We start from the raw sequence: 18,784 nt of genomic DNA on the forward strand, positions 1-18,784 counted from the left end.
TGCCCTGCGGCTCACCTTTCGATAGCGCAGCGCCGATGCTTAATCAATATTTGGTTCGGCGGTGGTTCGGGCCGCACTCTATTGCTTAAGGCCAATAGCTCCAGTCTTCCGGGACGGCCAGCTCGAGAGCATCACTGGAAATCGAAAGCGCTCAGGCCCGTCACCATCTCGTCGAGGCCCAGCGGACGGGTCACCGGCGGCTCGGCGCGGGCGAGGCAGCCGATGCGTTCGCACAGCCGGCAAGCAGGACCGACCGGCGTGGCGGCGCCCTGTCCGGCCTTTGCCGGCAGCCCGGCGCCATAGACGATCTCGTCGCGAAAGCCGATATCGCAGCCCAACAGCAGCGCGGTGCGGCGCGGACGCTCGGAGAACGAACCCTGCGGCCCTTCGAGCGTGCGTGCGATGCAGAGGAACTCGGCGCCGTCGGGCATTTCCACCGCCTCCACCAGGATTTGGCCAGGCGAAGCGAAAGCGGCATGGACCGGCAGTTTCGGGCAGCCGCCGCCAAAGCGGCTTTGCGGAAAGCCCTGGCCGCCGGCCTTGCGGAAGCGGTTGCCGGCATTGTCGACCTCGAGCATGAAGAACGGGACTCCGGACAAGCCAGGACGCTGCAGCATGGTCAGGCGGTTCGCCGCCTGTTCGAAGGAGACGCCGAAACGCGAGCGCAGCACATCGATGTCGTAACGAGCCCGCACGGCGGCGGCATGAAAGGCCTGATAGGGCATCATCAAGGCATGGGCGGCGTAGCGGCCGAACTCGAAGCGGGCGAGCCGGCGGGCTTCGTCCGTACCGAGCTTCAGCGCCTGAATTTCGCCGGCGATCGCGACCGTCATGCGGATCAGGCAGGCCTCCATGGCGACTTCGCGCAACTGGTCGAACGGCGACAGCCGCTCCGATAGAAAAAGACGCTGCGAATGACGGTCATAACGGCGGCGCCAGTTCGGCATGGTGGCGACCGGCAGAACCTTGACGACGATGCCATACTCGCGCTTCAGCCACGCCTTCAGCGCGCCGAACAGATCGTCGCCGGGGTCGAGCATCGAGGTGAAGGCCTCGGCCTCTTCCTCCAGTGCTGCAAAATGGTTCGGCCGGCGCTCGAAAATCTCGTGCACTTCGTCGATCGGCAGCCGCGCACCGGACAGCGCCGTGGCGCGGCCCTCGCGCGCCAGAAGCTCGTTGAGATCGGACAGCCGCTCGGCCTGCTCGCGGTAAGCGCGAAACAGTTTTATCATCGCAGCCGATGCGTTGGGGGCTGCCTCGGCCAGTTCGATCAGTTCCTGGTCGCCCGGCAGCTCACCGGCAAGCAGCGGGTCGCCGAACACTTCCTTCAAGTCCGAGATCGACCCTCTCGCCTCACCCTGCAATTCATGCGGGTCGACCTTGTAGACAGAGGCCAGCTTCAGGATCAGTTGCACCGTCAGCGGCCGCTGGTTGCGCTCGATCAGGTTGAGATAGGACGGCGAGATGCCGAGCCCCTCGGCCATCGCCGTCTGGGTCAGGCCTTTGGCGATGCGGATGCGGCGGATGCGCGGCCCGGCGAATATCTTCTGGTCGGCCACCGGCTTTCCTTGACAGGAATTTACACGACTTGCGAGCGATGAACGGCGCACTATCTTTTTACAATCATGACAGATTTACAGCGGCAAGCAGTCAAACACAACACAGGTTTTCTCTTATTTTCTACCGGAAATGGCGGTTTTCCTCGCTCTCGTCACGGCGCAATGTAAATGATGTCACACACAGACGACGCACACCATCCCAGGGGCGCGGCGTTTCAAGACACTGGCATCGATTGATCTGGAGTGACCAATGACTGATTTTTACAATCTTGTCCCATCCGCGCCCGAAGGCCGCTTCGACGGCATCGAACGAGCCTATTCGCCGGACGATGTGAAGCGGCTGCGCGGGTCGGTCCAGATACGCCAGAGTCTTGCCGAAATGGGCGCCAACCGGCTGTGGAAGCTCATCCACGAGGAAGACTTCGTCAATGCACTCGGCGCCATGTCGGGCAACCAGGCGATGCAGCAGGTGCGTGCCGGGCTGAAGGCAATCTATCTCTCGGGCTGGCAGGTCGCCGCCGACGCCAACACCGCGTCGGCCATGTATCCGGACCAGTCGCTCTATCCCGCCAATGCGGCGCCCGAACTGGTCAAGCGCATCAACCGCACGCTGCAGCGCGCCGATCAGATCGAGACCTCGGAAGGCAACGGCCTGTCGGTCGACACCTGGTTCGCGCCGATCGTCGCCGATGCCGAGGCCGGCTTCGGCGGACCGCTCAACGCCTTCGAGATCATGAAGGCGTTCATCGAGGCGGGCGCTGCCGGCGTCCACTATGAGGACCAGCTGGCCTCTGAGAAGAAGTGCGGCCATCTCGGCGGCAAAGTGCTGATCCCGACCGCCGCGCATATCCGCAACCTCAACGCGGCGCGTCTGGCGGCCGACGTGATGGGCACGCCGACGCTAGTCGTGGCACGCACCGATGCGGAAGCGGCAAAGCTTCTGACCTCCGACATTGACGAGCGCGACCAGCCTTTCGTCGACTACGATGCCGGCCGCACGGTTGAAGGCTTCTACCAGGTCAGGAACGGCATCGAACCGTGCATCGCGCGCGCCATTGCCTATGCGCCGCATGCCGACCTGATCTGGTGCGAAACATCCAACCCCGATCTGGCGCAGGCCAAGAAATTCGCCGAAGGCGTGCGCAGGCATCATCCGGGCAAGCTGCTCGCCTATAATTGCTCGCCGTCGTTCAACTGGAAGAAGAACCTCGACGACGCGACGATCGCCAAGTTCCAGCGCGAGCTCGGCGCCATGGGCTACAAGTTCCAGTTCATCACATTGGCCGGGTTCCACCAGCTCAACTTCGGCATGTTCGAACTGGCCCGCGGCTACAAGGCGCGGCAAATGGCGGCTTACTCCGAACTGCAGGAAGCCGAGTTCGCGGCGGAAGTCCACGGCTACACCGCGACCAAGCACCAGCGCGAGGTCGGCACCGGCTATTTCGACGCCGTGTCGATGGCGATCAGCGGCGGCCAGTCCTCGACCACCGCCATGCATGAATCCACCGAGCACGCCCAGTTCAAGCCGGCAGCGGAATGAACCGATCGACATAACCAACAGAGGAAACGCCCGAAGGGCAAGGGAGAAGAAAATGGCATCGATAAGCCGCGTCAAGGAACGTGCAGACGAGCAGTCCACCACGATGAGTGTCGACCAACAGGCGACCATCCGCATGCTGGCCAACGACCTGCACAGGCTCAATCAATCGGTGATGAAGGCAGTCGAGGCCGGCGTCTCGGTGGAACTGGTGCGCTCGGCCCGGCATCATGGCGGCGACGGCAATTGGGGCGACCTGCTGATCCCGGTGATCGTCACGCAGAAGAGTCACGGCTGATCTTTCCCTTACGGAAGCTTTGTGCTTGTGGAACTTATGGGCCCCGCCGCTCACTGGCCGATTTCAACGTCACCCGCGGGTTTTCAGCGCGGGTGACTTTCGCTTTTGAGCGTAAACTTAACTACAGTTCGAAAACAGACTTTGTCTCCGGGGTTTAATATTTCCGGCTATATTTCGCAGGTCCGTCATTTCAGCTTGACATGGCGGGCGATCTCACGCCAATTGGCTCTCGGATTTCAACCCTGCATTGAAGCAGCGCCGAGTGCCCGCCCCGCCCATGTGCCCTGTGAACCGCGAGACCGACACCGCCAAACATCTGAATTCGTCAAGCAGGGACGCGAACTCCGAGATATCAACGGATTTCTCCCACGTGCTGGTCGTTGGAAAATCGCCGATCAACCGGGTGGTGGTGTCGAAGATCGTCGAGAAGTCCGGACTGAAGCCGATCTCCGAGTCGCCCGAAATGGCGGCCAAGACATTGCGAACCCTCATTCCGGGCGCCGTCGTTCTCGATGGCGGCCCCGACAACGAGGACTGCCGCGCGCTGATGGCGGCCATCGACGCCTTGCGGCGGACATCTGGGCGGTCGCTCCCCAAGGTGATCCTGCTTTCAACCAACACCGGCACGCCCGACAGCCTGGGCCTGTCGAGCGTGGTAGATGTGGTGGTAACCAAGCCGATCACCACCGAAAGGCTGCAGCCGGTGGTCGACCGGCTGATCAGTCTCGGGCGCGGCTGATCGCAATCCGCCCGAACGCGTGCGGGGCGGTCAGCCTTCCTTGCCGATGCTCTCGATCAAAGCCGGCAGTTCGCCAAGATCGACAAGCTGACGAAATCGCGGTGCCTCGACCGGCGGCTCGACGTGTTCGAGCACCCAGGTCAGCTCGTGCGGCACATACACACCCCAACTCCCGGCCTCGATGGCCGGCACCACGTCCGACTTGAGCGAATTGCCGACCATCATGCTGTCCTGCGGGCTGCCGTGGCGGCCAAAGATCCTGGCATAGGTGGCGGCGCTCTTGTCGCTGACGATCTCGACGGCATCGAACAGGTCGCCAAGGCCGGACGCCGCCAGCTTGCGCTCCTGGTCGAACAGATCGCCCTTGGTGATCAGCACCAGATGGTAGGCGCCGGCAAGCCTTTCCACGGTCTCACGCGCATGCGGCAAAGCCTCGACCGGATGTCCCAGCATGTCGCGGCCGGCGGCAAGGATTTCGGCAATGGTCGACCCCGGCACACGGCCCTCGGTCACTTCTATTGCCGTCTCGATCATCGACAAGGTAAAGCCCTTGATGCCGAAGCCGTAGACGGCAAGGTTGCGCTTCTCGGCCTCCAGCAGCCGTGCCGAAATGTGCTCGGTATCGCCATGGTCGGCGAGCAGGGTTGCAAAATGCTTCTCGGTCAGGCGGAAGAACTGTTCGTTCTGCCATAGGGTATCGTCGGCGTCGAAGCCGATCGTGGTCAATTTGCCTGGCATACGGTGTCTTCTGCTGCTCGATCTGCGGGAGGTTGACCCTAATCTGCGTGGCGCGATTTTCAACCAGGAAGGCGAAGACAGGCAGCTCCCCTTCCCTTCCATCACCGGCAACAGCTATACTGTGATAATTGCAACCCAAACTGGTGAATGATGCCGCCTGCGAAAAAGGAAGTCCGTCCGTCGACCCGCGGAGGACGCGTCCGAACGCCTGCCTTCGTGAAAAATCAACGCGGCGTGAAGAACTGGAAGGAAGTCAGCGCCTGGCTGGAATGGCGCGGCATCGAAGACATAGAATGCATCACGCCTGATCAGGCTGGCGTCGCGCGCGGCAAGATGATGCCGTCAAAGAAATTCACTTCCAACACCTCGCTGGCGCTGCCATCGGCAGTGTTCATGACGACGATTTCGGGCGGCTATCCCGAGGACGGCAACGGTTTCCACTATCCGGAGGATGATGGCGACCTGAAGCTGATGCCGGATCTGTCGACGTTGACCGTGGTGCCGTGGGAAGAAGACCCGACGGCCGCCGTCATCTGCGACCTCGTCCATCAGGATGGCCGTTCGGTCGAGTTCACGCCGCGCAACGTCCTGAAGCGCGTGGTAGCAGCCTATGACAAGCGCGGGCTGAAGCCGGTGGTGGCGCCCGAGATCGAATTCTACCTGGTGCGCAAGAACCCCGACCCGGATTACCCATTGACGCCACCAGTCGGGCGTTCCGGGCGGCCAATCGGCGGCGGAGCCGGCTATTCGATCGCCGGCGTCAACGAGTTCGACGAACTGATCGACGACATCTACCATTTCTCCGAAAGCCAGGGCCTGGAGATCGACACGCTGATCCACGAGGAAGGCGCCGGCCAGCTCGAGATCAATCTGCGTCACGGCGATCCGGTCGAGCTCGCCGATCAGGTGTTCATGTTCAAACGCACCATTCGCGAGGCAGCGCTGAAGCATGAGATCTATGCCACCTTCATGGCCAAGCCGATCCAGGGCCAGCCAGGTTCTGCCATGCACATCCACCAGTCGATCATCGACAAGAAGACCGGGCTGAATATCTTTTCGGCGAAGGACGGCTCGGAAACCGACGACTTCTTCCATTTCATCGGCGGCATGCAGAAGCATGTGCCGAACGCACTGGTGATGTTTGCTCCCTACGTCAATTCCTACCGCCGGCTGACGCAGTCGGCCTCGGCGCCGGTCAACAACAAATGGGGCTATGACAACCGCACCACGGCGTTCCGCGTGCCGCGCTCGGATCCGGCGGCGCGGCGTGTCGAAAACCGCATCCCGTCTTCCGACGCCAACCCCTATCTGGCGCTGGCGGCCTCACTTGCCTGCGGGCTGATCGGCATCACCAACAAGATCAAGGCCGAGCCTCCGGTGCTGACCACCGCAAACGCCGATGAGATCGACCTGCCGCGCGGCCTGCTCGAAGCCGTCGACCTGTTCGAGGGCGACGAGGAGCTGTGCGCCCTTTTGGGCAAGTCCTTTGCCGCAACCTATGCAGCGATCAAGCGGGCGGAGTTCGAGACCTTCATGGAAGTGATCAGCCCGTGGGAGCGGGAGTATCTGTTGCTCAACGTGTGAGCGGCGACTTCGTCGTGTGAATGGTGAATAGTGAATGGTGAGTAGTTTCATATTGGATGGATGAGCGCAGACGTCGTGCGTCTCGCAGCCATTCACCATTCACCATTGGCTGGTGTCCCCATGCCTTACCAATCACCTATCTCCCCCGGTCGCTCCTGGTACGAAGACACAGCCGGACCACGCCCTGAGTACCCTGCCCTGGACGGCGACCGCAGCTGCGACGTCGTCGTCGTCGGCGGTGGCTTCACCGGGCTGTCGGCGGCCGCTCATTTGGCGAAGGCGGGAGCCGACGTCGTTCTGATCGAGGCGCATCGCTTCGGCGACGGCGCTTCAGGGCGCAATGGCGGCCAGCTCGGCACGGGCCAGCGCGCCTGGGCCGAAGAGATGGAGGCCGAATACGGCTTCTCCCGCGCCAAGGCGCTGTTCGACCTTGCCGAGGAGGCGAAAGCGCACCTGCTCGAATTCGCCGCCGTTAACCAGATCGACATCGACTATATGCCCGGCCAGTTGTCCGTGGCGCACAAGCCGCGTTATCTCGACGACTACAAGGCGCATGCCGAGATCATGGCCGGCCGCTTCAATTATCCGCACATCGCCTTCATGGATGCCAGGGAAACGGCCGAACGGCTGGGCTCCACACGCTACTTCGGCGGCACCCGCGACACCGGCACCGGACACATCCACCCGATGAAGCTGGTGATCGGCACGGCAAAGGTCGCGGCAGCGGCCGGCGCGCACCTGTTCGAGCAGACACTATCGACCGGTGTTACCTCCAGCGGCGGCAAGGTCAGGGTGACGACTTCGAGAGGCACCATCACCGCCCAGAAATGCCTGATCGGTGTAAATGCCTATGGCGGCACGCTCGAGCCGGTGAGTGCCGCGCACATCATGCCCATCGGTTCCTTCATCGGCGCGACGGTGCCGCTGGGCGTGGACTCGAAAGTGCTGCCGGGCGGCGAGGCGGTCGACGATTCGCGTTTCGTCGTGCGTTATTTCCGCAAATCCAGGGATGGAAGGCTGCTGTTCGGCGGGCGCGAGGTCTATGGCGTCAACGATCCGAAGGACATCCATGTCCATATCCGCCGGCAGATAGCCGAGCTTTATCCGGAGCTGAGCGATGTCGAGATCACCCATGGCTGGGGCGGCTATGTCGGCATCACCATGCCCAGGAAACCGTTCGTGCGCGAGGTGATGCCCAATGTGATCTCGGCCGGAGGCTATTCCGGCCACGGCGTGATGCTGTCGAACTTCTTCGGCAAGCTCTATGCCCAGGCCGTCGCCGGCAACCGCGACAGACTGAAGCTGATCGAGGACCTGAACATCCCGGCTTTTCCAGGTGGCCGGCGCTTTAGAACGCCATTATTGTTCCTCGCACTGAACTGGTTTGCCCTGAGGGACCGAATATAGGGAAAGTATCTCATATCAGCCGGGGCTGGTACTGAGCTGATTCTATTGAGCTGTTGGTTGCCGCAGCGAGACGTTGCAGAATCCTTAACAAGGGCGCACAATTCCCCTGAGGGCGCACTGATGCCACAATCAAGGGCAAAGGATGCCGGTTCTGGGCGATTGAACGGGGATTTCTGCGGGCCTGCCCGCTTTGTTGTTGGGACCGATGCCGATCGAATGCCGGGCTGCCGGCGCCGATCGAAAGAACACCGGCCCATCTTTTGGAGGTGGCAAGAGTGAACGAGCCCTTCAGTTTCGGCGCGCCGGAACGTCGGCGCTTCGCCATGCAATTCGGTTATGACATGCGGCCCTCCTTCTGGCAGGGGGTGCGCACGAATTCGCATCTGGTGATCGCCGCGGTCGGCACCGCAGCGCTGCTTGGCGTGGCGGGCATAGCGCTTTGGCTGGCATTGCCGGCCACCGACCGGCAAGCGATCGCCAGCACACAGCAGAACGTTCCGACTTTTCCGGTCAAGACGACCAAGATTGCCCCGGTCGCAGCGACGGCTGCAGCGGTAGCGGCGCCACAAGCCGCGCGCAAGGGCGACGCGGTTTCATCGACGGTCGCTGTGGGTGGGGCTGCGATGCCGCCGCTGTCGGCCAACGATCCGCGCTGGACTGCGGCGCAATCCAACAGCGACCCTGCCGCGACGCCATCCGATCAGGCGCCTACCGAGCAGGCTGCCGCCAAACCGTCCGATGCCGCGGCATTCGAAGAACCGGCGGCCCAGGGCGACGCCACGACGCAGTTGTCAAAGGTCGCTGCTCCCGCCAATGACGACGACGCGGAAACCGCCGCCATACCGACGCCAAAACCGCAACTTCCAGACGAGCAATCTTCCGCCGCAACGAACGATACCCAGGCCAAGGCCAAGCCACAGAAGGTGGCTGCTGCCGCCGGCACCGGACGCATCCTCAGGACGGTGACAATGCGCAGCGGTCCGCAGAAAAACGCCGCCGCCATGGGCACCGTGCCCGCCAAGTCGTCGGTGCAGGTGGTGAGTTGCAAGAAATGGTGCCAGATCGTCTACAACGGCAAGCGCGGCTGGATCTACAAGAGCTACATCAAGACCGGGGCTTGAGACACAAGCCGCCAGATCTGGTCAGCCGCCGAGCAACCACCTGAAACGGTGTCTCCTGCGAGCAAGTTTGCGCTTCGCCAGGAAATCCCGGTGTTCCTCGAACGGCACCTCATAGAGGCCGCACATTTGGCAGCTTTCTGACCTGCCGCATAGCGGGGTCCAGCATTTCACATCGTGCGTCCAGGCGAGCGCGATCCTTTCCAGATGAAGGTTGGACGAACTTTTCAGCAGAATCAGTTCTCCTGGGACTGCCGTCTGTTTGATGTGATCCGAAACTTCCTTGGGACTGCGAAGCTCAATGAACCGGCCGCTGTCGCGGTCGGCCTGGCTGGCGCGCGAGCGATGCGCATTGTCGCCCGTGTAGATGACCTCATCGGCGATTTCGCGAGCGATCTTGTACGCACTGCCGTATTTCCTCGACGAGCCGGCGTAGTCGGATATCTGCCCAAGCACAATGCGCTTGCGAGCGGCCTTGGCCTTTGCAATCATCTCCAGAGCAATGTTGAGCGAATGCCAGGGCGCTTTGGCCGTATCGACCAGGAATTTCGGACCCGCGGATACCTCTTGCACCGTAGAGCGGTTGGGCAGTGGTGCAAACGATGCCGTTCTTGCTACGACTTGCTCTGGCGGGACGCCAAGTTCCAAGGCGGCGGCCATGGCCGCTGCAGTCGGCAGCCAGAATTGCTCGCCGGGAAAAGGCGCTTGAATATTCAGGCTGCCACCGCGCCAATGAAGGGTGAACCGCAGCAATTCCGGATACGCGGCATGCACGTCACTCACGCGGTAGTCTGCCTCGCCGGACTGGCCGAAGGTCGCAATCCGGCATTTCGCGCCAGACGCCATGCCGATCACCAGTGGGTCATCGCAATTGAGAACCGCAAGTCCATCGGGTTGGAGTGCCTCGACCAGCGCCCGCTTCTCTCCCGCCACAGCTTCCAGAGTCCTGAACTTGCCGAAATGCTCCAGACGGATCATCGTAACCACCGCCACACTCGGCTTCAGCATCTGCGCCATGGCGCTGATCGTGCCGAAGTCGGAAGCGCCGGCTTCGAAAACGACGTAATCGACTTTGCCGGCCTTCCTCAGGCGCTTGTAAAGCGTTCGGATGAGCGCAGGCATTGTATTGGCCTGGGCCTGTAGATGCACCTTGCCTTGGGCGCCCAGTATGTGTGCAAGCAGGCTGGTGGATGTGGATTTACCGGAGCTGCCGGTAATGCCGATGAACGTCGCCTTGTTACGCGCCCGCACCCAGCGCGCCTGCAGCCGTCGCAGCGCCCAGCCCAAGTCCTTGCGAATTTTCAGCGATTCCAGTTTCACACCCCGCCAGCTTTTAGCCCAGCCTAATATGCGTCGTGCCAAGTTCCAGAGTCAAACGGGCGCTGGCGTGCTTGAGCCAAAGAGTTCTAGCGACCGAGGAGCCGCAGCAGTCTGTGCTTGCGGCGCTTCGATTTTCTCTGCGCCACAAACTCACGGTGCTGCTCAAACGGCACTTCATAGAGGCCGCATTGCTCGCATCCCTCGGTTTTGCCGCATACCGAAACCCAGCACTGGACGTTGTGGGTCCAGGCAAGTGCGACACGCTCGAGGTGCAGATTGGACGAGCTCTTGAGCAGGATCAACTCGTCAGGCTGCGCGGTTTGGGCGATGTAGTCCGACACTTCCCTCGCCGTGCGCAATTCGATGAAGCGGCCGCTGTCGCGATCTGCCTGGTTCGCCTTGGAGCGATGGGCATGATCGCCGGCATAAATCACCTGGTCTGCAATCTCGCGCGCGCTGCTGTAAGCTTGGGCATATCTGTTATTCGAGCCGGAAAAATCCGATAGCTGGCCAAGAACGATACGTTTTCGCCCAAATGTCGATCCGGCTACCATGTCGAAGGCAAGGCTCAGCGAATGCCAGGGCGCCTTTGCGGCATCCACGATGAAGTGGGGGCCACCCGCGGGGACGAGCACCTGGCCGCGATTTTCCAGAGGCTGGAACGTCGCGATCCTGTGCTTGACCATCTGCGCAGGCACGCCCAGCTCAAGAGCGGTTGCCACCGCCGCTGAAGTCGGCAGCCAGAAATGCTCGCCGGGGAACGACGTCTCGATATCGAGCACACCGCCGCGCCAGTGGAGCGAGAACCGCAACGGCTTGGGATAGGAGGCCTCGATATCGCTGACGCGATAATCCGCCTGCTCCGATGTGCCGAATGTGACGGAACGGCAATCGCTCGCCGAGGCCATGCCCATCACAAGAGGGTCATCGGCATTGAGCATCGCGAAGCCGCCCGGCTCCAGCGCCGCGACCAGGGCGCTTTTTTCTCGTGCGACGTTTTCGACAGTCTTGAAACTGGCGCGATGCTCCAGCCGGACCATTGTGACAACAGCCACGTTGGGGCGAAGCAATTCGGCCATGGGCTTCATTGTATCCGGGCCGAATGCAGCAGCCTCGAAGACGACGTAGTCGGTTTTGCCGCCCTTTCCCATTCGCCTGGATAGCGTCGAGACCAACAGTTTCATCGTGTTGGCCAGAACCTGTGTATGGACCGAACCATGACCGGCCAGGATGTGTCCAAGCAGGCTTCCCGCCGTGGTCTTGCCGGAGCTTCCGGTAATGCCGATGAAAATTGCCTTGCTTCGCGCCCGCGCACGCGTGGCCAGGTAAAGCCGCAGCCGCCATCCCAGATCATAGCGACTTTTCTGCTGCCTGATCTTCATCACCCGCCAACACTATCCACGATCCCGTTATGCCTTTCGGGTGATCGAGAAGTCAAACTGGGGTCCGGCGTGACGACGTCAACTGTTCGTTCCTCGGCCGGCCGGCGCACCGATGCGAACTTTTGCCGACGTTGCTCTGTCTGCCGTGCATTGCGAACAGCGAGGGACTTCCCGAATTGCTCAAATGCAGCGGCCGCCGTCGACCTCCAGCGCCACGCCGGTGATGAAGGCGGCTTCGTCCGACGCAAGCCAAAGCGCAGCGTTGGCGATATCGAGCGGCGTCGACAGACGGCCGAGCGGTATCGAGGCACGGAATTTCTCGCGGATCTCGGGCGTGTCAGTGCCCATGAATTTCTCCAGCATGCCGGTCTCGCCGGCGACCGGGCAAAGGCAGTTCACGCGGATGTTCTTGGGCGCGAGTTCGACCGCCATCGACTTGGTCGCGGTGATCGCCCAGCCCTTCGAGGCATTGTACCAGGTGAGCCCCGGACGCGGCCGCAGACCGGCGGTCGAAGCCGTGGTCAGGATGACGCCGCCGCCCTGCCGCTCCATGATCGGCACCACGGCAAGTGCGGCGTGGTAGATCGCCTTCATGTTGACTGAAGTGATCAGGTCGAAGGTCGCCTCGTCGACGTCGAGCATGTCGCCATTGCGATGGGTGTAGCCGGCATTGTTGACCATGATATCGATGCGGCCGAAGGCGCTTTTTGCGGCATAGACCATCTCGTCGAATTCGGAACGCTGCGAAACGTCGGTCTGGGTCCAGATCGCGGCCTGGCCGATCTCTGCTGCAACGCGCTCCGCGCCCTTGGCGTTGAGGTCGGCGACGACGACCTTGGCGCCCTCTTCGGCAAAGCGCCTGGCCATGCCTTCGCCGAAACCTGACGCAGCACCCGTGATGACGGCAACCTTGTTTTCCAGACGCATGCTTTTTCCGCTCATTGAAGACCCACCTCGCAAGCGCATTTTTCCTTTTTGTTTGATGCGTGTCTGTCTCCCAGAACCGCTTCGCACTTCTGGGCGACACGCATTAGCTTTCGTCACATTCCCGCTTTATGTTGCAGGCGCGAAAGCCCCGGGACCATCGCTTGACGAAAAGCCTCCGGGTGGCAGCCAGTGTCAAGGCACATTTGGAGCGAATCAATATGCAGTGATTTGGCCTTGATGTGACACCATGGCACTGGATAGTTTAAATCGATTAGATTATATCCTGCCGCGTCACAGCGAGCGGCGTCAAAGCGGACAGACCATGACCAGCCAGATCATTCCCGTCGAGCCTTTCGACTTCATCATTTTCGGTGGCACCGGCGACCTGTCGGAACGCAAGCTGCTGCCCTCGCTCTACCACCGCCAGCGCGACCACCAGTTTTCCGAGCCGACCCGCATCATCGGCACCTCGCGCTCCAAGATGAGCGACGAGGAATTCCAGGCTTTCGCCAAGCAGGCGATTTCCCAGCATGTGAAGCCGGCCGACATCGACGCCGAGGAACTCAAGACATTTCTTGCCCGGCTGTCCTACGTATCGGCCGACGCGACGACGGGTGCCGGCTTCGACAAGCTGAAAAAGGCGATCGGCGAAAGCGACCGCATTCGCGCTTTCTATCTGGCGGTTGCGCCGGCGCTGTTCGGCGACATCTCGCACCAGCTGAAAGCCCACAATCTCATCACGCCGAATTCACGCATCGTGCTGGAGAAGCCGATCGGCCGCGACCTCGATTCGGCGCGCAAGCTCAACGACGTGGTTGGAGACGACTTCCACGAAAGCCAGATCTTCCGCATCGACCACTATCTCGGAAAGGAGACGGTGCAGAACCTGATGGCGCTGCGCTTTGCCAACGCGCTCTATGAGCCGCTTTGGAATTCTGCCCATATCGACCATGTGCAGATCACGGTGGCCGAGACCGTCGGTCTTGAAGACCGCGTCACCTACTACGACAAGGCCGGCGCGCTGCGCGACATGGTGCAGAACCACATGCTGCAGCTGCTCTGCCTGGTTGCCATGGAGGCGCCATCGTCGATGGATGCCGATGCCGTGCGCGACGAGAAGCTGAAGGTGCTGCGGGCGCTGAAGCGCATCAACGGCAATGAGGCACCCAAGCACACCGTGCGCGGGCAGTACCGCGCCGGCGCCTCTGCAGGCGGCGCGGTGAAAGGCTATGTCGAGGAACTCGGCAAAGACAGCTCCACCGAGACCTTCGTCGCCATCAAGGCCGAGATCGGCAATTGGCGCTGGGCCGGCGTGCCGTTCTATCTCCGGACCGGCAAAAGGCTGGCGACCCGCGTTTCGGAAATCGTCATCGAGTTCAAGCCGATCCCGCATTCGATCTTCGGCGACAGCGCCGGGCCGATCTCAGCCAACCAACTGGTGATCCGGCTGCAGCCCGACGAAGGCGTCAAGCAGTTCATCATGATCAAGGATCCAGGCCCGGGCGGCATGCGGCTGCGCCAGATCCCGCTCGACATGAGCTTTGCAACATCTTTCGACGGTCGCGCGCCGGACGCCTATGAACGGCTGATCATGGATGTTATCCGCGGCAACCAGACGCTGTTCATGCGCCGCGACGAAGTCGAGGCGGCATGGAAGTGGATCGACCCGATCCAGAACGCCTGGGAAAGCGCCAGGCAGGAGGCGCAAGGCTATACGGCCGGCACATGGGGTCCCTCGGCCTCGATTGCGCTGATCGAACGCGACGGGCGGACATGGCACGAAAGCAATTGAGCGAGCCCGTCTATAACTGGAACGGCTTTGCCGGGCGCCAGGATCTGGCGGCAGCCCTTGCCGGCAATGTCGCGGCGCGCCTGACCAAGGCCATCGACGAGCGCGGCACGGCCCTGCTTGCCGTTTCCGGCGGCACCACGCCGGCAAAGTTCTTTGCAGCACTTTCGGCCATTCCGATCGCCTGGAACAAGGTGACGGTGACGCTGGTCGACGAACGGTTCGTGCCGGCCTCCTCGCCGCGCTCGAATGCGGGGCTGGTGGCGGCCAACCTGCTGCAGAACAAGGCGGCTGCCGCGCACTTCGTGCCGCTCTACCATGAGGCGGCAAGCATCGAGACCGCCGCGGCGGCCGACGATGCGGCGCTGAAGGCTCTGCCCTGGCCCCTCGATGTCGTCGTGCTCGGCATGGGCGGCGACGGCCACACCGCCTCGTTCTTTCCCGACGCCGAGAATCTCGGCGATTTGCTCGACCCAGCCTCATCAAGGATCGTGCTGCCGGTTCACGCGGCAAGCGCCGGCGAACCCCGGTTGACGCTGCCGCTGGCGCGGATCGTCGACGCCGGCTTCATCGCGCTGCATATAGAAGGCGAGGACAAGCGCACCGCCTTCGACGATGCGATGGGACCGGGCGCGAAAAAGCCCATCCGCAAAGTGCTCGAAGCGGCACCCACCCCGGTAGAGGTGTTCTGGGCACCCTGATTTCACGCAAAGTAGTCCCGGCAGACGGTGGAGGACGTTCTTCCGGGGCTCGAAAGGACCGACCATGACAGCCAGACGCGACATCGAAGCCATCACGGAACGCATCCGCCAACGCTCGAAAGCCGGCCGCGAGCGCTATCTCGGCCGCATCGCCGAGGCCTCCAGCCGCACCGCCAACCGCGGCGTCCTGTCTTGCGGCAACCTCGCGCATGGCTTTGCCGTCTGCAGCCCGTCTGAAAAGCTGGCGCTCGGCGCCGACAAGGTGCCGAACCTCGGCGTCATCACCTCCTACAATGACATGCTGTCGGCGCATCAGCCCTTCGAAACCTTCCCGGCGCTGATCAAGGAAGCCGCGAAGGAAGTTGGCGGCATCGCGCAAGTGGCCGGCGGCGTGCCCGCCATGTGCGACGGCGTGACCCAGGGACAGCCCGGCATGGAGCTGTCGCTGTTTTCGCGCGACGTCATCGCCATGTCGGCGGCGATCGGCCTGTCGCACAACATGTTCGACGCCGCCGTCTATCTCGGCGTCTGCGACAAGATCGTGCCGGGGCTGGTGATCGCGGCTCTCACCTTCGGCCATCTGCCGGCGGTGTTCGTGCCGGCCGGGCCGATGACGACGGGCCTGCCCAACGACGAGAAGGCCAAGGTTCGCCAGCTCTATGCCGAGGGCAAGGCCGGACGCGCAGAACTGCTCGAAGCGGAGTCCAAATCCTATCACGGGCCGGGCACCTGCACGTTCTATGGCACCGCCAATTCCAACCAGATGCTGATGGAGATCATGGGCCTGCATACGCCCGGCGCGTCCTTCGTCAATCCAGGCACGCCGCTGCGCGACGCGCTGACGCGCGAGGCGACCAGGCGAGCCCTGGCGATCACCGCGCTCGGCAACGCCTACACGCCGGTCGGCCGCATGATCGACGAGCGCTCTTTCGTCAATGGCGTCGTCGGCCTGCACGCCACCGGCGGCTCTACCAACCACACCATCCATCTCATCGCCATGGCCGCGGCGGCCGGCATCACGCTTACCTGGCAGGACATTTCCGACCTGTCGGAAGCGGTGCCGCTTCTCGCGCGCGTCTATCCGAACGGGCTTGCCGACGTGAACCATTTCCATGCCGCCGGCGGGCTCGGCTTCCTGATCCGCGAATTGCTCGACGAAGGCATCCTGCATGAGGATGTGCAGACGGTATGGGGCGAAGGCCTGAGGCCCTATGCGGTCGAGGCCCGGCTCGGCGAAGATGGCGGCGTCGTGCGTGAAGCCTCGCCGCTGCAGAGCGGTGACGAGAAGGTGCTGGCGCCGTTCAAGAAGGCCTTCCAGCCGACCGGCGGCCTGAAAGTGCTCGCCGGCAATCTCGGCCACGCCGTCATCAAGACGTCCGCCGTGAAGCCGGAACGCCGCGTCATCGAGGCGCCGGCCAAGGTGTTCGACAGCCAGCAGGGACTGAACGAAGCCTTCAAGGCCGGCACGCTGACCGGCGACTTCATCGCCGTCATCCGCTTCCAGGGCCCAAAGGCAAACGGCATGCCGGAACTGCACAAGCTGACCACCGTGCTCGGCATCCTGCAGGATCGTGGCCAGCGCGTCGCGCTGGTCACGGACGGGCGCATGTCTGGCGCTTCCGGCAAGGTGCCGGCGGCGATCCATGTAACGCCGGAAGCGGTCGAGGAAGGGCCGATCGCCAGGATCCATGACGGCGACATCATCCGGCTCGACGCCGATGCCGGCACGCTGGAAGTGCTGGTGCCGGGGCCCGAGCTCGCGCTGCGCCGCACGGCCGACATTGATCTCATCGGCAACGAGTTCGGTTTCGGCCGCGAGCTGTTCGCCGGTTTCCGCCAGCTGGTCGGCCGCGCCGACCACGGCGCCAGTGCTTTCGGCACGGCCTGAGGCATCATTGCCTATTTTGTAAAAAGGGCGGCTCGAGCTCGGTTTGAGGCCGCCCTTTGGTGAGGGATGGATGGCGATTACGGCTGAACCGTAATCTCGCTCCGTTCGCCGGCCTTGACCGTCACCGGCATTTCCTTGTCATGGCCTTGATCGGGCATGTGGCGGAGGACGACATAGTCGCCGGCCGGGATAGTCTGCTGCCAGGTGTCGCCATAGTTCAGGCCGAGCGCCTTGCGGTTGCCCTGGATATCCTTCTTCGACGACAGCACCTCGATCGAATAGGCGCCCGGCGCCGACATCACCAGCACGCCGGCATCGAGCGTCACCTTGACGTCCTTGACGTCGCCAACCTTGACGCTGAAAGGCTGCTCGACGGTTGCGAGCTCAAGCGAGGTGACCGCGACATAATCGTCCGGCGGCAGCCAGAATTTGCTGTCGGGCCCATAGGAGTGGGCGACATCGTCACGCGAGCCGTCGATCTTTTTCTTGGCCTTGACGATCTGGACGCTGATGCCCGAGGAGTCGGCCTTGTCGCCACCTGCAGTGTAGTAGGCGTTGACGGCGGCATGGCCGACGCCGACGACTATGTCTTTTTCCACAGTCTGCCCGGCGGCGAGCTGGATGTTCTCGGTCACCGAGCCGCTGCCGATCGCAACCGTCACCTTCTGCTCACCAGCCGGCACGATGATCCTGGTGTCGCCATAGTGGGTGGTGCTGCCGCCCGGGAAGGCGAAGTCGACATCGGCTTCGTCACTGATCTCGGCGCCCTGGCTTGGCTTCGGATGGATGAGCATGGTGCCGGCGTTCAAGGTGAAGAGCGGCTTGTAGACCTGGCCCGCCTCGATCTTGACCTTCTGTTCCGCCCGAGCTTCGTCGGCGCGCGCGACGACGACATAGTCGCCCGGCTCGAGATTGGCCTCGTAGTTGTTGTACTGGGTGGTGACGGCCTCGCCGTGCGTGCCATCGGCCTTGGCCTTGTAGACCTCCCAGGCATTGCCGTCGGTGATCGGATCGCCGCCTTCGGCCATGACCACGCTCGGGATGAAATTGAATTCGGGCTTTGCCGGTTCAGGGGCTGGAGCTGGGGCTGGCGCCGGTGCGGGTTCAGGTGCCGGAGCCGGCGCGGCGACGGTTTCGACCAGTGCTTCCTGCAGCGCCTTCTCGTCCGAGGCCTGGATATATTTGCCGCCGGTGTTGTCGGCAAGGCAGGCGATCTGCTTGCCCTCGTCAGCGGTCAGGCCGAAGCCGACGACGTCGACTGTGAAATCGACGCCTGAGGCCTCCAGTTCCTTGCCCAGCGCGCACGGGTCACCTTCGCAGGTTTCAAGCCCATCGGTGATGAGGACCACGGTCGCCTTGTCCTCGGTGTATTTCAGAGCTTCGGCCGCCTGCTTGACGGCTGCGGTCAGCGGCGTCTTGCCGAGGAATTTCAGGCTGTCGGCAGCGGCCGAAATGGCGCTAGCCGAGCCGGCTTGCGGCGGCACGATCAGTTCGATGTCGTCGCAGCTGCCCTTTTCGCGGTGGCCATAGGCCATGAAGCCGATCTCGTCGTCGCCCGGGACCGACTGCAGCACGGTTCTCAGCGATTCGCGCGCGATCTCGAGCTTCGGCTTGCCGTCGATCTGGGCCCACATCGAGCCCGAAGCGTCAAGAATGATGATGACCTTGTTGGCGGCAAAGCCGAGCGAAGTCATCGACAAAAGGAGCAGCGCCGCAGCGACGCTCCGCAAAAGTCCCGCCATGGAAATCTCCTTGAGACCGCCCTCTGATCCGCGCCGGAAGCTATTTGACGGCGCG

The 18,784-nt window shown here is 62.6% G+C and carries 15 protein-coding genes; 9 read left to right on the top strand and 6 right to left on the bottom strand.

What is annotated here, in order from left to right; all coding sequences use genetic code 11:
- Window positions 1-131: 131 nt before the first annotated feature.
- The gene (locus NKI32_RS20925) at window positions 132-1,559 is read right to left on the bottom strand and encodes a helix-turn-helix domain-containing protein (RefSeq protein ID WP_353003447.1); all 1,428 of its coding nucleotides are present in this window, start codon (window positions 1,557-1,559) and stop codon (window positions 132-134) included.
- A 250-nt stretch (window positions 1,560-1,809) separates the two neighbouring features.
- Here NKI32_RS20925 and aceA point away from each other — a divergent pair, with 250 nt between their 5' ends.
- The 3 genes from aceA (at window position 1,810) to NKI32_RS20940 (ending at window position 4,133) form a co-directional block, all read left to right on the top strand.
- Window positions 1,810-3,099, top strand: coding sequence for an isocitrate lyase (gene aceA / locus NKI32_RS20930; RefSeq protein ID WP_352626313.1), 1,290 nt, complete (start codon window positions 1,810-1,812; stop codon window positions 3,097-3,099).
- Window positions 3,100-3,151: 52 nt separating this feature from the next.
- Window positions 3,152-3,394, top strand: a complete 243-nt coding sequence (locus NKI32_RS20935) for an SMc00767 family acetate metabolism repressor (RefSeq protein WP_352513154.1) — start codon at window positions 3,152-3,154, stop codon at window positions 3,392-3,394.
- Between the two features lie 277 nt (window positions 3,395-3,671).
- Window positions 3,672-4,133, top strand: a complete 462-nt coding sequence (locus tag NKI32_RS20940; protein ID WP_352513180.1) for a response regulator — start codon at window positions 3,672-3,674, stop codon at window positions 4,131-4,133.
- A gap of 30 nt (window positions 4,134-4,163) precedes the next feature.
- On the opposite strand, the gene NKI32_RS20945 is transcribed toward NKI32_RS20940, so the two are convergent.
- The gene (locus tag NKI32_RS20945) at window positions 4,164-4,871 is read right to left on the bottom strand and encodes an HAD family hydrolase (RefSeq protein ID WP_352513155.1); all 708 of its coding nucleotides are present in this window, start codon (window positions 4,869-4,871) and stop codon (window positions 4,164-4,166) included.
- Between the two features lie 147 nt (window positions 4,872-5,018).
- On the opposite strand from NKI32_RS20945, the gene NKI32_RS20950 reads away from it, so the two are divergent.
- The 3 genes from NKI32_RS20950 to NKI32_RS20960 all read left to right on the top strand — a co-directional run bounded on the left by NKI32_RS20950 (window position 5,019) and on the right by NKI32_RS20960 (window position 8,983).
- A complete protein-coding gene (locus NKI32_RS20950; RefSeq protein WP_023681878.1) occupies window positions 5,019-6,455 on the top strand; it encodes a glutamine synthetase family protein in 1,437 nt (478 codons plus the stop codon).
- A gap of 120 nt (window positions 6,456-6,575) precedes the next feature.
- A complete protein-coding gene (locus NKI32_RS20955) occupies window positions 6,576-7,862 on the top strand; it encodes an NAD(P)/FAD-dependent oxidoreductase (RefSeq protein WP_352463242.1) in 1,287 nt (428 codons plus the stop codon).
- 275 nt (window positions 7,863-8,137) lie between these two features.
- Window positions 8,138-8,983, top strand: coding sequence for an SH3 domain-containing protein (locus NKI32_RS20960; protein ID WP_352839256.1), 846 nt, complete (start codon window positions 8,138-8,140; stop codon window positions 8,981-8,983).
- A gap of 21 nt (window positions 8,984-9,004) precedes the next feature.
- On the opposite strand, the gene NKI32_RS20965 is transcribed toward NKI32_RS20960, so the two are convergent.
- From NKI32_RS20965 to NKI32_RS20975, 3 genes are all read right to left on the bottom strand, one after another.
- Entirely contained in the window at window positions 9,005-10,300 is a 1,296-nt protein-coding gene (locus NKI32_RS20965; protein ID WP_352839257.1) for a Mur ligase family protein, read from the bottom strand.
- An 86-nt stretch (window positions 10,301-10,386) separates the two neighbouring features.
- A complete protein-coding gene (locus NKI32_RS20970) occupies window positions 10,387-11,682 on the bottom strand; it encodes a Mur ligase family protein (protein ID WP_352839298.1) in 1,296 nt (431 codons plus the stop codon).
- 180 nt (window positions 11,683-11,862) lie between these two features.
- Window positions 11,863-12,609, bottom strand: a complete 747-nt coding sequence (locus NKI32_RS20975) for an SDR family oxidoreductase (RefSeq protein WP_027049416.1) — start codon at window positions 12,607-12,609, stop codon at window positions 11,863-11,865.
- Window positions 12,610-12,931: 322 nt separating this feature from the next.
- Here NKI32_RS20975 and zwf point away from each other — a divergent pair, with 322 nt between their 5' ends.
- The 3 genes from zwf (at window position 12,932) to edd (ending at window position 16,987) form a co-directional block, all read left to right on the top strand.
- Window positions 12,932-14,401, top strand: coding sequence for a glucose-6-phosphate dehydrogenase (gene zwf / locus NKI32_RS20980; RefSeq protein ID WP_023669307.1), 1,470 nt, complete (start codon window positions 12,932-12,934; stop codon window positions 14,399-14,401).
- Window positions 14,383-15,099: a 6-phosphogluconolactonase gene (gene pgl, locus NKI32_RS20985; protein ID WP_023701816.1), complete on the top strand. Its 717-nt coding sequence runs from the start codon at window positions 14,383-14,385 to the stop codon at window positions 15,097-15,099. The genes zwf and pgl overlap by 19 nt, the downstream gene beginning before the upstream one ends.
- 64 nt (window positions 15,100-15,163) lie before the next feature.
- On the top strand, window positions 15,164-16,987 hold the full coding sequence (edd, locus tag NKI32_RS20990) for a phosphogluconate dehydratase (RefSeq protein ID WP_023747208.1): 1,824 nt from the start codon (window positions 15,164-15,166) through the stop codon (window positions 16,985-16,987).
- Window positions 16,988-17,064: 77 nt separating this feature from the next.
- On the opposite strand, the gene NKI32_RS20995 is transcribed toward edd, so the two are convergent.
- Window positions 17,065-18,729, bottom strand: coding sequence for a vWA domain-containing protein (locus NKI32_RS20995; RefSeq protein ID WP_023697312.1), 1,665 nt, complete (start codon window positions 18,727-18,729; stop codon window positions 17,065-17,067).
- Window positions 18,730-18,784: the final 55 nt, after the last annotated feature.

It is taken from the genome of Mesorhizobium sp. M0761 (assembly GCF_040320205.1).
In the GTDB taxonomy this organism is placed as follows: Bacteria; Pseudomonadota; Alphaproteobacteria; order Rhizobiales; family Rhizobiaceae; genus Mesorhizobium.

What these genes read in the sequence shown, in the direction of transcription:
- aceA (WP_352626313.1), top strand. Translation starts at nt 1,810, where the DNA reads ATGACTGATTTTTACAATCTTGTCCCATCCGCGCCCGAAGGCCGCTTC.
- NKI32_RS20935 (WP_352513154.1), top strand. Translation starts at nt 3,152, where the DNA reads ATGGCATCGATAAGCCGCGTCAAGGAACGTGCAGACGAGCAGTCCACC.
- NKI32_RS20940 (WP_352513180.1), top strand. Translation starts at nt 3,672, where the DNA reads ATGTGCCCTGTGAACCGCGAGACCGACACCGCCAAACATCTGAATTCG.
- NKI32_RS20945 (WP_352513155.1), bottom strand. Translation starts at nt 4,871, where the DNA reads ATGCCAGGCAAATTGACCACGATCGGCTTCGACGCCGACGATACCCTA.
- NKI32_RS20950 (WP_023681878.1), top strand. Translation starts at nt 5,019, where the DNA reads ATGATGCCGCCTGCGAAAAAGGAAGTCCGTCCGTCGACCCGCGGAGGA.
- NKI32_RS20955 (WP_352463242.1), top strand. Translation starts at nt 6,576, where the DNA reads ATGCCTTACCAATCACCTATCTCCCCCGGTCGCTCCTGGTACGAAGAC.
- NKI32_RS20970 (WP_352839298.1), bottom strand. Translation starts at nt 11,682, where the DNA reads ATGAAGATCAGGCAGCAGAAAAGTCGCTATGATCTGGGATGGCGGCTG.
- NKI32_RS20975 (WP_027049416.1), bottom strand. Translation starts at nt 12,609, where the DNA reads ATGCGTCTGGAAAACAAGGTTGCCGTCATCACGGGTGCTGCGTCAGGT.
- zwf (WP_023669307.1), top strand. Translation starts at nt 12,932, where the DNA reads ATGACCAGCCAGATCATTCCCGTCGAGCCTTTCGACTTCATCATTTTC.
- pgl (WP_023701816.1), top strand. Translation starts at nt 14,383, where the DNA reads ATGGCACGAAAGCAATTGAGCGAGCCCGTCTATAACTGGAACGGCTTT.
- edd (WP_023747208.1), top strand. Translation starts at nt 15,164, where the DNA reads ATGACAGCCAGACGCGACATCGAAGCCATCACGGAACGCATCCGCCAA.
- NKI32_RS20995 (WP_023697312.1), bottom strand. Translation starts at nt 18,729, where the DNA reads ATGGCGGGACTTTTGCGGAGCGTCGCTGCGGCGCTGCTCCTTTTGTCG.